We start from the raw sequence: 13350 nt of genomic DNA, 5'->3' as shown, positions 1-13350 counted from the left end.
ACGTGATCTTCCACAGCGACCGCGGCGCGCAATACACGTCCGATGCCTATCATCGAACCCTGAGCAAGCACGGCGCGCGACCCTCCGTCGGCGCCACCGGAGTGTGCTGGGACAACGCCGCCGCCGAATCCTTCTTCGGCACACTCAAAAATGAACTCGTCTACCGAGAAATCTCCCCCACCCGCCGCGCCGCCCGCAGTGCGATCGCCGAGTACATCGAAGTCTTCTACAACCGGCAGCGACTCCACTCCACCCTCGGCTACCACACTCCGGAACACGTCGAACATCTCTACCTGACGAGTCAGACATCAATACCGGAGGCGGCGTAAAGCTGATATAGTCCAACTATCGCGTGTCCGTGAAACGGGCAGCACCTCAGGATCTGGCAGATTAAGCGGTTCGAGAGTGGGGGCGGCAGGTGCGGGGGATGAGGNCGGCGATGTTCTCGGTGATGGCGGCGGTGGGCTCGGGCAGAACGTGGGTGTCGGTGGTGGATGGTGTTGGAGGTGTGGCCGAGGAGGGCTTGGACGGCTTTCAGGCCGCCGCCGGCCGCGAAGCGTAGGTGGCAGCGACGTGACGAAGGTCGTGCATGCGAACGGGGGACAGGCCCGCGTCTTCGACGAGGTCGGTGAAAATTCTTCGGAGGTGGTCGGGGTTGACCGCCGGCCGGTGNCCCGTGCTCGCCAGCCCTAGCCCGACGCCATCGGCCACACCAGCGACTTGTGCTGCAGGAACTCGGACAGTCCCCACTTGCCCCATTCGCGGCCGATCCCGCTGGCCTTGTAGCCGCCGAAGGGTCCGTGTGGGCTGAGTCCGCCGGTGCCGCCGTTGAGGGACACCATGCCTGCGCGGATCCGGCCCCCGATGCGGTAGGCCCGCGCCGGATCACCTGACCAGACTCCGCCACCGAGTCCGAAGTCGCTGTCGTTCGCCAGCCGGACGGCCTCGTCGTCGTCTCGGAACGGGATGACGACGGTGACCGGCCCGAAGAACTCGCGCTGCGCGATCGTCATCGAGTTCTCGACCCCGACGAACACGGTCGGTTCGACGAAGAAGCCCTTCGTCAGGTGGGCTGGGCGGCCGCCGCCGTAGGCGAGCTGCGCTCCTTCGTCGAGGCCGGCGCGGATGAGCGTCTCCACCTTGTCCCGCTGCGCGGCGCTGATCAGCGGGCCCATGGTCACCGTCGGGTCGGCCGGGTCGCCGATCCTGACGTGGTCCATGGCCTCCTTCAGACCCGCGACGAGGTCGTCGTGGATCGATTCGTGCACGAGGGTCCGGGTCAGCATCGAACAGCCCTGACCGCAGTTCACCGTGAAGTTCATGACGACGTCGGGAATCACCTTGGTCAGGTCGGCGTCTTCGCAGACGATGTTCGCCGACTTGCCGCCCAGTTCGAGCACGACCTTCTTGAGTGTGTCCGCCGCCTGTTTCACGATCCTGCGGCCGACCGTGTCGGAGCCGGTGAAACTGACGATGTCCACCGCCGGGTGCGAGGTGAGCAGCTCACCGGCCGCCGGTGTGCCGGTGACGACGTTGAGCACTCCCGGTGGCAGACCCGCCTCCTCGGCGATCTCCGCGACCAGGAACGCCGACAGGGGGGTGTAGGGCGAGGGCATGAGCACGGTCGTGCACCCGGCGGCCAACGCCGGTGCGAGCTTGAACGCGGCCAGGAAGAACGGCGCGTTGTACGGCGTGATGATCGAAGCCACGCCGTAGGGCTCGCGGCGCACGACGCCCTGGCCTACGCCGAGCGGGGTCTCGTAGGGCAGCATCGGCTCNTCGAACTCGAACGAGAGCAGCACCCGCTCGGNCATGTCCTCGAAATGCTCGATCGGCACGTCGACGAAGACCGACTCGGAGAGCGTCCGAGCTCGACCCACCTCGGTGACGTCGAGGTCGACGAGCTCGGCCTGACGCCGCCGCATGACCTCGGCCATCCGCATCAGTACGCGGGACCGCTCGAACGGCTTCATTCTGGGCCACGGGCCGTCGTCGAACGCCTCGCGCGCGGCCATGATCGCCCGGGTGACGTCTCCCGCGGACGCCTGGGGCACCACCCCCACGACCTGTTCGGTCGCGGGGTTGATCGCCGTCAGGGTCTCGGTGGAGTCGCTGTCCACCCAGCGGCCGCCGACGTATAACTGCTCCCGGATGATCATGAAGAGACCGTGGCGGTAAGGGCGGGCTGCTGACCCGCCGCGCCCCCGTCGACGGTGAGCTGCGTTCCGGTGACGTCCTGGGACTCGGCCGACAACAGCCGGACGGCGTGCGATCCGACTCCTTCGGTATGGCAGACGACGACGCGTGTGGTCACTCGGCGCACCCTTCTGAGCCGCCGCCGCCCTCGGATCGGGGGCGGCGAAGTGTGTCGATCGTCACAGCATCCCGATTTATCGTCAAACCACCATTAACCGCACTGAACAAGTGTTCGNGCGTGCAGCAGCGCCGACGCCGAGGTGATCGCGCCCGTCCGGCCGCCGAACTGGCCGCGGGGTAGCGCCGCGGGTCCGAGCAGAGGACCGGCGAGGAAGAAGGTCGGTCGCGGAGACGACCGAGTACCAGTCGGAGGGCTGCGGTGCGCAGGCACGGCACGCCGAGGCGGGCAGCCCGGTCCAAAGAGCATGATCAGCGGTCGGGGGAACGGGGTTCGGATCGACTCCAGCAGTCATGATCATGGCTTCTGTCAGGCGTTTCTTTCCGGGCTTCCAGACTTGACGGAACCCTGGACGGTCCGGATCGCGGCCTGTNTGGGACCACATCCCGGCCTGTGTTGCAGCCAGGTAACACCCCACTGTGTGGTGCACGTCATATCCGTGGCGGAACGTGTCCTGTCTTGCTGGCGGATCTGAGCTATATGTCTGTTTAGCGAAGAACGCCGAGTGTCGGGGCGGCCGCCTCCGGGTCATGCCTCCGTATCCGGTCGAAGGTTGCTACGGAATGTGAAGACAACAGACCGACAACGAAGACATTTTCATTGCCTTCCGATTCGCCGGCCGTCATCTTTGGTGATCTGGCGCGGCCTCCGTTCCCCTCGGGGGCTGCGCCCGTACCGGTTCCTTGTTTCCTGCCCCAGTGGATGGAGCTGATGTGATGCAGGCATCTCCAGCCGTCTTTGCATTCCATCAGCGGCTGCGGCCCACAGCTGCTGGCGGGTTTCTTTTCAGTGCCTGCCGGCCAGTTCCGGCCATCGCCTGGGAGCAGGCCGCCTACCCTCTCGTGAGGTCGGGTGAAATGGCGCGGTCCGGGTTCTGGGCCGACCACCTCGGGCGGCGGGCGGGCCCCCGGCGCCCCGGCTGACAGCCCCTTTTCCCGCCACCCTCGACGCGCTGCCCGCCGTTCGCCCCCGGCGGTGGGCAGGTTATCGGCCCGCGCTGATCCCGGCCGCCGGCTTTCGCTGTTCTCTTCTCTCTCGCCGCCGCGCGCCTTCACACGCGGGTCACCTGCCGTCTTCCCTGATGCCCGGAGTACCGGTCGCGGTGGGTCGTCACGCAAGGTCTTCGCGTCCCACGGATCTTCGGAGCAGTCATGTCTGGCCGGCACCTCCCCGCCCCTGCGCCCACCCCCGGATTCCGTCCCCGTCGCCGGCGAACCTCTCGACTCCGCCGCGGCCTGATCGCCCTGGGGCTGGTCGTCGCCGTCGTGCTGACGGCCGTCACGGTCGTGAACCGGGTCCAGAGCCCGGACCTTCGCCCGATCGCGGACGTGAACCCCTTCCGCGACACGAAGCTGCCGGAGAGCTCGTCGGGCAGCGCCGCCGGCCGGGACGCGGCGGTCCCGACCAGCGCGACGCAGTCGGTGGCGGCGCCGGATCCCGCGAAGCTGCGAGAGATCGTCCCGCCGTTGGCCGGGACGGTGCCGACGACGCCGGCCGCGAGCCGGACGGTGAAACCGTTCGTCTCGCAGAAGCCGGCGGCCGGGGCGGGGACTCCCGTCGGTGGCAGCCCCAGGGCCGCGGGTGCGGCTGCGGGAGCCACCGGAGCCGCCGGAACAGCCGGAGCGGCCGCGGCGCCCGAGGCGGTGACCACCGCCCGATTCGGCGACTCCGCGACGACGGCCCCGGCGCGTGAGTCGGGCCGGGAACTGAAGCCGCAGGCGGGTCGGGTCGAGGTACCGAGCCTGCGCACCGAGTCCCGGGAGGTGTTCCACANCCCGGACGGGACGTTCACCGCCGAGACGACGATGGGTTCCGACCGCTTCAAGGACGCCAAGGGCACCTGGGTTGGCATTGACACCGCCCTGGTGTCGGGCGACCGGGGACGGCTGCACGCCCGGTCCGCCCGGGCGACGACCGAGGTCGCGCCGCGCGCCGACGACGCCCAGCTCGGGAAGCTCCAGCTCGACGCGGACACCTCGTTCGCGTTCGGGATCGCGCAGGCGCAGGGTGCGCAGGCCACGGTCGACGGGTCGAAGGCGACGTACGCCGGGGTGCGGGACGCGGCCGACCTCGAACTGGGGCCGACCGCCGACGGGCTCAAGGAGGTGCTGGTTCTCCACTCGGCGCAGGCCCCGACGACGTGGACGTACCCGCTGACGCTCACCGGCCTGACGGCGAAGGTCGACGGGCGGCGGGTGCTGCTTTCGGACAGCAGCGGTGAGGTGCGGGCGGTCATTCCGCCGGGGTCCATGGAGGACTCCCGCCGGACGTCTCCGCAGGGGTTCCGGGCATCGTCGGACGGGGTTGCCTACAGCCTCGTGACGCTGCCGGGCGGCCAGCAGGCGCTCCAGGTCGACCTGGACAAGGACTGGCTGGCGGCGAAGGACCGGGTCTATCCCGTCCGGGTGGACCCGAACGTGTCCACCCTGATCGCCGGGGCCGACGACACCTACGTCTCCTCAGCCCATCCCAGCACCAACTACGCCTCCGAACTCGTCATCAAGTCCGGCGTCGTGGGCTCCGACGTGGTGCGTGGCTACCTCAGCTTCCCGGGCCAGTCCTCGCTGACGAACGCGACGGTCACCAACGCCCACGTGAAAATGGTCAACCGGCTTTCCGCAAGCGGCTGCACGCCGCATCCGGTGAGCCTGCGCCGGGTCACCATCCCCTGGTACGGCGGCAACATGACGTGGCCCGGCGCCACGATCGGCGAGGAGGTCGCGCAGAAGTCCTTCGCGCACGATGACTCGCTGTCCGCCTGCGGCGCGTCCTGGGAGTTCATCGGGGACGGCGACCCGCGGCTGACGAACCTNGTGAACACCTGGACGCACGACGCGAACGCGAACTTCGGCCTCGCCGTGGTCACGTCGGACACGGACGGCCAGTGGTACAAGGAGTTCTTCTCCGACGACTGCTGGTGCAACCCGGCGACCCCGGACTCGGACTACCGGCCGCGCCTGGAACTGGCGTGGACCCCGTACGGGGTGACCTACTCCTATCCGTCGGGGAACCCGACCTGGACCACCCAGCCGACCACGACCACGCNGGGGCAGATCACCGTCCGGTTGCAGAACACCGGTCAGGCCCTGTGGCCNGCGAACAGCAACTACAAACTCTCGTACCACATCTACGACGCCGCGAACACCACCGAGGTGATTCACCAGGGTGTCCAGACCGACCTTCCCACGTCGGTCAGTTCGGGCCAGACGATCGACCTGCCCGCCGCCGTCAGCCTGGCCGGCCTTTCTCCCGGCACTTACACGATCCGCTGGGACATGGAGGAGGCCGGCACGTCCTGGTTCTCCGACCAGGGGATTCCCGAGTACGCGACGACGCTGATCCTGTCGAACCCGGCGAACCAGTCGCCGTACATCAGCGACGTGTCCCCGCTGTCCGGCTCGGAGGTCGCCAGCGTGCGGCCGCCACTGCGCCTGACCGCGGTCGACCCGGACAACGGCCCGAGCCCGCTGAGCTACTCGTTCCAGCTCTGCACCGGGACCGACGCGAACTCCGGCGCCTGCTGGACGTCCGGCTCGCAGGCGTCGAACACCTGGCTGCCCCCCGCCGGGGCGCTGAACTGGGACCAGATCTACTACTGGCGTGGTCAGGTGAGCGACGGCGCGAACCAGAGCCTGTGGACGTCGCCACTCGCGCTCAGCCCCGTCGTCGACCAGCCCCCGACCCAGTCGGACCTCGGGCGCGACGCCTACGTCCCCGCGGTCGGCGGGGTGCACCCGCTGACCCAGAACTACGCGTCGACCGTCACCGACGCCTCGCTGGACGGCACCGGGCCGGGGCAGAGCGTGGCCCGCACCTACAACAGCATGAGTACCGCGGACGGGCTGTTCGGGACCGGTTGGACCTCCGACTACGACATGACGGCCGTCCCGGATTCCGCCGGTCAGGGCAACGTCCAGATTCGTTATCCGGACGGGCGACTGGCCCGGTTCGGTCGCAACAGCGATGGCTCCTACCAGTCGCCGCGCGGTTATTACTCGTTCCTGCAGGCGCCGGCGCCGCGGGTGGCCTCCTTCACCGGGGCGAACTCCGCCACCTCCCTGGGAAACACCGATTCCGGCGAGAACTGGCAAGTCCTCGACGGCGTCTGGGGCCTGTCCGACAATGCCGCCTATCTGGCGACCGCCGGGGGCTGGTTCCGTAGCGTCGCGGTCATTCCGGCGCCGTCGGACGGCACGATCCGCTTCACCGNCCCCGTCCTGCAGGACCGGATCGGCATCGCCTTCCGGGTCCAGGACATCGACAACATGTGGTTGCTGTACATCAACCCGTCGTCGAACTCCGTGGTGGTGGCGAAACGGGTCGGTGGCTGGGAGACGACGGTGCTCACCGCGTCCGACGCCTGCTGCGCCACCACCGACACCTACGGCATCAGCATGTCCGGCGGCCTGCTGTCCATCCTGCGTAACGACCGGGTCGTCGCGACCACCAGCGACAGCCAGTTCTCGACCGCGACGTCAGCCGGTCTCTACGCCCAGGGCACCGGCTCCGGCCGGATCGACTCGCTGCTGATCACCGCGGACGCCCACCGCGACACCTTCACCAACCCGGACTCGACCACCGGGCTCGGCTCGACCGACGACGGCGAGCACTGGGTCAACCTCGCCGGCACCTGGGGTACCAGCGGCAACGCGGCCTACCTGGCCTCCGGCGCCACCGGGCACAACCTGGCCACCATCGGCGCCGCCGCCGACGGTTCGATCAGCTTCACGGAGCCCGTCGCGCAGCAGGGCACCGGGCTGGCCTTCCGGGTCGCCGACGCGAACAACTACTGGCGGCTCGTCGCGCTGCCGTCGGCGAACACCTGGCGGNTGATCAAGCGGGTGGACGGGGTGGATACCACCGTCGCCGACGCGGCCGGGCTGTGCTGCACCGCCACGGACACCCTCACGATCCTCACCAACGGTCCCTCGATCAGTGTGCTGCGCAACGGCACGCAGATCCTGTCCGCGAAGGACCCGGCCGTCTTCTACGGCAGCCGCGCCGGCCCGTACGCCGACGGGACCGGCGCCGGGCGCATCGACGACCTCACCGCCACCGCTGCGACCGTTCTGAGCGAGAAGAACGGCGCCCACTACTCCTTCCGTTCGGACGGCCGCCTCACCGGGATCACCGACGCGGCCGGCCGGGCACTCCAGCTCGGTTACGACGGCAACTCCCGGCTGACGTCGGTGACCAACGCGACGACGAGCCGGTCGCTGACCTTCACCTGGACCGGCGACGGCAACCACGTCGCCTCGGTCTCGACCGCCTCCGTCGCGGCCCATGGCGGACCGCTGACCTGGTCCTACGGCTACACCGGCAGCGGCCTGACCACGGTCACCGCCCCGCACACCTCGACGCCGACCACCTACTCCTACGCCGCGAACGGCAAGCTCGCGCAGATCACCCTGCCCCGCGGCAACATCGAGACGAAGATCGGCTACAACGCCGACGGGACGGTGGCCTGGCGGGAGGACGGCCTCGGCCACCGCACGACCTACGGCGTCCTGTCCACCAGCCCCACCACGATCGTGCGGATCACCGACCCGCGCGGTCATGACGAGGACTGGGAGTACTCGGCCCAGGGCCAGCTCATCTCGCACCGGGACGCCACCGGGGACCGCCGGTTCACCTACAACAACCGCGGCTTCCTGTCCCAGGTGACGGACGAGAACGGCAACGTCCTCATGCTGCAGACCGACGACCGCGGCAACGTCCGGGCCCGCACGACGGTCCGGCTCAACCTGAACGGCACCCTGTGGCCGAACACCGAGTACTACGACTACTTCCTCGGTGCCCCCGGCGACTCCCGCAACGACCTGGTCACCGCGGTCCGCGACGCGCGCTCGGCCGCGCCGACGGATGACACCTACAAGACCACCTACACCTACGACGCCGCCGGGGACCTGACCGGGACCCGAACCCCGGCCACCCCCGACTTCCCCGCGGGGCGGACGACGAGTGCGGCCTTCACGGTCGGCACGGAGACGGCCGTCGGCGGCGGTACCGAGCCGCGCGGCCTGCTCGCGTCGTCCACCGACGCCCGCGGGAAGACGACGACCTACGCCTACGACAGCAAGGGGGATCTGCGCCAGGGCACCGATCCGGCCGGGCTGGTCCGCGACTACACCTACGACGAACTGGGCCGTGAGCTCACCTCGAAGGAGACCTCGGACACCTTCCCGGCTGGGCTGACCACCACCTACACCTACGACAAGCTCTCCCACGTCCTCACCGCCACCGAGCCCGGCGTGGCCAACCCGATCACCGGTACGACGCACACCCGGGTGACGACCACCAGCTACGACCTCAACGGCAGCCCCACCCAGACGGCGGTCTCCGACTCCACCGGCGGGGACAGCACGCGCACCACCACCTACGCCTACGACGGCGACGACCGCCAGACCTCGATGACCGTCGGCGCCGGCACCCCGGCGGCGGCGACCACCGCGGTCACCTTCGACGCGAACGGGAACGTGGCGACGTCGACCGACCCGAACGGCGCCGTCACCTCCTACGCCTACACGGCGCACAATCTGCTCACGACGAGGACCCTCAAGGACTTCGTCGACGACCCTGTCGCCGACACCACCGCCCGCGACGTCGTGCTGGAATCCCGCGCCTACGACCCGGCGGACCGGCTGGCCACCGTCACCGACGCGCTGGGCCGCACGACGCGGCACACCTACTGGCTCGACGACCTGCCCCGCCAGGACATCCTGGTCGGCTACCGGCCACCGGACCTGGCCACCGGCACGCTGTCGAGCGCGAACGCCCGGGACATCGTCCTGGTCGACCGTTCCTACGACGGCGCGGGCAACCCGAACTCCCTGACCACGGGCGGTGGCCGGGCGACCGTCACCGGCACCTACGACGCCGCCGGCCGACTGACCCGCAGCACCGTCGACCCGGCCGGGCTCGCCCGCACCGTCGACTACACCTACGACGCGAACGACGACGTCACCTCGGCGGTGTCCGGCGCGGCCGGCACGTCCGCGACCGAGCGCACCGACTTCGGCTACGACAACGCCTCCCGGCTGACGTCGCAGACCCTGTTCGGCGACGGCACCACCACGTTCGTCACCACCTACCAGCGCGACCAGCGCGGATTCGTCACCGGCGGCGCGGACCCCCGCGGCTACGTGGCCGGCGGCGCCCCCGACGCGGCCTACGTCAGCAACGCCACGGTCAACGCCGCCGGCGCGATCACCCAGGTCAAGGCGCCGTCGGTGCCGGTGGAGGAGAACGGGGGAGCGCCCGCCGCGCAGCGTCCGGCCGCGGATCTCGGCTACGACACCTTCGGGGAGATCACCCAGCGGCGCGACCCGCGCGGGCAGGTCACCACCACCGCCTACGACGCCCTCGGCCGGCCCACCCAGGCCACCCATCCGTCCTACACGCCGCCCGGCGGATCGGCGATCACGCCGGTCGAGTCCTGGACCTACGACCACAACGGCAACCCCCTCACCCATGTCGACACCCGCGGGCAGACGACCACCACGGTCTACGACGCGCTGAACCGGCCGGTCGCCGTCACCGAGCCGCAGGCCACGGGCGCGGGCGCCGCCGGGGTCAGCCGGATCGTCTACGACGACGCCTCGAACCCGACGTCCCTCGTCGACGCGAACGGCGTGTGGACCTTCTACGCCTACGACGACCACGACCGGGTCTGGGCCACCACCCGCACCGAGCGCACCCCGGCCGCGACCTTCACCACCTACACCGACCACGACGACGCCGGTGACGTCACCAGGATCCTGACCCCGGCGAACATCCCCTCCGGCGCGATGTGGACCGGCAGCTACGACGCCACCGGGGCCCTCGTCGACGAGCACGACGAACTCGGCAAGCTCACCCACCACGCCTACGACCTCGCCGGCCGNCCGGCGACCGTCACCGACCCGCTCGGCCGCAGCATCCGGATCACCTACGACCGGGCCGGCCGGCCGACCACCGCCGCGCAGTTCTCCCCGACCAACACCCAGCTTCGAGCCGCTTCCACCGGCTACGACGCGGCCGGCAACCCGACCTCGGCCACCGACTTCGACGGCTGGACCACCANCCGCACCTACGACGCCCTCGACCGGGTCCGCACCCTCGTCGAACCTGTCACCGCCACCACGACGACCACCACCACCCTCGGCTACGACGCCGCCGGCAACGCGACCCGGCTGACCGACGGACGCGGCAACGTCACCGTCACCACCTACAACAGCCTCGGCCTACCCGAGAAGACGATCGAACCGTCCACCACCGCCTACCCGAACCTCGCCGACCGCACCTGGCAGACCTCCTACGACGCCGGCGGGCTGCCCGTCGGCCTGGTCGAGCCGGGCGGGGTCACCCGGACCCGGACCTTCGACGAGCTCGGTCGCCTCACCGCCGAGTCCGGCTCCGGCGGCGGCGCGGCGGCGGCCGCCCGGACGTTGCACTACGACCTGGTCGGCCAGCTCACCGGGATCGACCACCCCCGCGGCTCGCAGTCCTTCGGCTACGACGACCGTGGCCTGGTCACCAGCGCCTCGGGTGACGGTGGGGGCTCCTCCTTCGAGTACGACCAGAACGGCCGGATGACCCGGCGGGCCGACCCCGGCAGCTACTCGGACTTCCACTACAACGCCCGCGGCGACCTGACCTCCGTCGGCGCCGCCGCCACCGGCGGGACCCGCACCCTCAGCTACGACGACGCCCGCCAGCTCACCTCCGTCGCCTACGGCAGTGGCGGGGCCGTGCGCAGCTTCGGCTACGACGGCCTGGGCCGCACCACCGCCGACACGCTGACCGGCCCGGGCGGCACGCTGCGCTCGCAGACCTACACCTACGACAACAACGACAACCCGCTGACCACCGTGATCGGTCCGGCGGGCGTCGCCGGCGCCGGGACCCAGACCTACGGCTACGACCGCTCCGACCGGCTCACCGCCTGGACCGACCCGGCCAACGTCACCACCACCTACGGCTGGGATGCCGCGGGGAACCGCACCGCGGTCAACGCCGCCACCGCGTCGTTCGACGAACGGAACCGGCTGCTCTCCGACGGCTCGGCGACCTACGGCTACACCGCCCGCGGGACGCTGAGCACACGGGTCGCCGGGGCGACGACGACCACGACCGTGTTCGACGCGTTCGACCGGCTCGTCTCCGACACGGCCGGTGGCGCGACGACCACCTTCGCCTACGACGGGCTGGACCGGGCCGCCGTCCGCAACGGCACCTCGCGGCTCATCTACGACGGCCTCGACCGCGAGCCGAGCGTCGACGGCTCCGCCTACGCCCGCGACCCGGACGGCGACATCATCAGCGCCGGCACCGCCGCCGGGAACTGGGCGACCGCCACCGACATCCACGGCAGCGTCGTGGGCGCCTTCACCACCGACGGCGCCGGGCTCACCGACAACCGGGCCTACGACCCCTTCGGGACTCCGGTCGTGACCGGCTCGGCCAACCTGCGGATCGGCTACCAGGGCTCCTGGACCGACCCGACCAGCGGCAAGGTGGACGCGCAGGCCCGCTGGTACACCCCGGGGACCGGCAGCTTCATCTCCCGGGACAGCGCCGACCTCGCCCTCACCTCGGCGGTGTCCGCCAACCGGTACGTCTACGCCGGTGCCAACCCACTCGCCTACAACGACCTGACCGGCCGCAGCTTCTTCAGCAGCATCAAGAACACCACCGCGCTGGCGGCCTCCGCGATCGTCGGGGGGGCCGCGGCGGCCGGCGCCGTGGTGGCCGCCAGCGCGGTGCCGGCGGCCGAGCTTGCGGGCGCGGCTGGGCTCGAAGCCACCGGTGCCGTCCTGGACTCCACCGTGGTCGGCGTCGGGCTCGGCGCCGCGGCCGGTACGCTCGGCGTCATCGTCGCGGGCAAGGCCTGGGACGACCTCCACAGCGGCAGCGGTTCGGTGCCGGCCACGCAACCCGCGGCCGCCGCCAGGCCGACCACCGCCACCCAGTCGGCCACCACTGCCCAGGCCAACACCGCCACCCAGGCCAACACCGCGGTGCGGAGCGGCGCGTCGGCCGGCGCTCGGCCGGCGGCCGGAGGCGGGTACGCGGCGCCCGCGCGGGCGACCACGTCAGCCCCGCGGGCGGCCGCCCCCGCCGCGGCGCCGAAGGCGGCCCCGGTGCCGCTGATCCACGGGACGTTCTACAACGGCTACTCGGACGCGGTTCTGCCTCCCGCGGTCCGCTCGTCCGACCCGGCTCCGATCTCCTCCGGCGCTGTCCCGCTCACCGCCGGTGGCAACACCGTCGACCAGACCGCTGGCAGGCAGTACATCGTCCAGGCCTGCCAGGCGCCCGCGCGCTGCATCGGCGACGCCCGCCCCACCCCGACCGGCGCCGCTCTCCCCGCTGCCGCGGCCGGCGCAGCCGCCGCCGCGGCCACCGAGGACCCGTACGGCGGCCTGGGCGCCGCTCCGGCGCGGCGCATCTGCGCCGCCAGCGCCGGCACCCCACTCACCGACACCTGCGACCCGGGCGCCGCCCTCACCGGCGAGGTCGCCGGCTACACCGGCACCCCGATCTGCGGACCGGGCGACGACGACTGCGATCTCCCCGGCAGCCAGCCCGCCTCCTGCGATACCCCGAACAGTTTTGACGGTGCCACCGAGGTCCTCCTGGCTGATGGCACCCGCAAGCGCATTGAGGAGGTGAAGGTCGGTGACCGGGTCCTGGCCACCGACCCGACGACCGGGCGTACCGAGGTTCACACCGTCACCGCGGTCATCGTCGGCCATGGCCTGAAGCATCTTGTCGATGTCACCGTGGCCACGGCGGATGGTCCACGAACCCTCACTGCGACCGATCATCATCCGTTCTGGGATGATGCCCACCACGGCTGGGTCGACGCCGACCAGCTCACCTCCGCCGACCGGCTGCGCACTCCCACCGGCGCCGACGTCCCTGTCACCGCCACCCACGACCGCGACCAGACCCAGACCGTCTACAACCTCACCGTCGACACCCTCCACACCTAC

Annotated in this window: 4 protein-coding genes and 6 pseudogenes; 7 read left to right on the top strand and 3 right to left on the bottom strand. The window is 70.7% G+C overall.

The window, feature by feature from the left end; translation table 11 throughout:
* Nucleotides 1-329, top strand: a 329-nt coding sequence (locus FF86_RS29955) for an integrase core domain-containing protein (protein WP_157867022.1), incomplete at its 5' end; no start/stop codon positions are given.
* 360 nt (nt 330-689) lie between these two features.
* On the opposite strand, the pseudogene FF86_RS29950 reads toward FF86_RS29955, so the two are convergent.
* From FF86_RS29950 to FF86_RS34475, 3 genes and pseudogenes are all read right to left on the bottom strand, one after another.
* A pseudogene (locus FF86_RS29950) lies at nt 690-1778 on the bottom strand (aldehyde dehydrogenase family protein); the annotation flags it as partial.
* 33 nt (nt 1779-1811) lie between these two features.
* On the bottom strand, nt 1812-2159 hold a 348-nt coding region (locus FF86_RS60980; protein WP_242419889.1), incomplete at its 3' end, for an aldehyde dehydrogenase family protein.
* The gene (locus FF86_RS34475) at nt 2156-2314 is read right to left on the bottom strand and encodes a hypothetical protein (protein WP_157867021.1); all 159 of its coding nucleotides are present in this window, start codon (nt 2312-2314) and stop codon (nt 2156-2158) included. The genes FF86_RS34475 and FF86_RS60980, both read right to left, overlap by 4 nt.
* Nucleotides 2315-4179: 1865 nt before the next feature.
* On the opposite strand from FF86_RS34475, the pseudogene FF86_RS64495 reads away from it, so the two are divergent.
* From FF86_RS64495 to FF86_RS60950, 6 genes and pseudogenes are all read left to right on the top strand, one after another.
* Nucleotides 4180-5186: pseudogene (locus FF86_RS64495) on the top strand (DNRLRE domain-containing protein); the annotation flags it as partial.
* 1 nt (nt 5187) lies between these two features.
* A pseudogene (locus FF86_RS60970) lies at nt 5188-5419 on the top strand (hypothetical protein); the annotation flags it as partial.
* A gap of 230 nt (nt 5420-5649) precedes the next feature.
* Nucleotides 5650-6583 (top strand): annotated as a pseudogene (locus tag FF86_RS60965) (DUF6531 domain-containing protein); the annotation flags it as partial.
* A 632-nt stretch (nt 6584-7215) separates the two neighbouring features.
* Nucleotides 7216-10256 (top strand): annotated as a pseudogene (locus tag FF86_RS60960) (RHS repeat domain-containing protein); the annotation flags it as partial.
* Between the two features lies 1 nt (nt 10257).
* Nucleotides 10258-10435: pseudogene (locus tag FF86_RS60955) on the top strand (hypothetical protein); the annotation flags it as partial.
* A 1-nt stretch (nt 10436) separates the two neighbouring features.
* Nucleotides 10437-13350, top strand: a 2914-nt coding sequence (locus FF86_RS60950; protein WP_255355977.1) for a polymorphic toxin-type HINT domain-containing protein, incomplete at both ends; no start/stop codon positions are given.

The sequence above is a fragment of the Frankia sp. CpI1-P genome (assembly GCF_001421075.1).
Taxonomy (GTDB): domain Bacteria; phylum Actinomycetota; class Actinomycetes; order Frankiales; family Frankiaceae; genus Frankia; species Frankia torreyi.
Note: the sequence above shows the minus strand (reverse complement) of the source record. Positions and strands in the feature narration are given on the sequence as shown.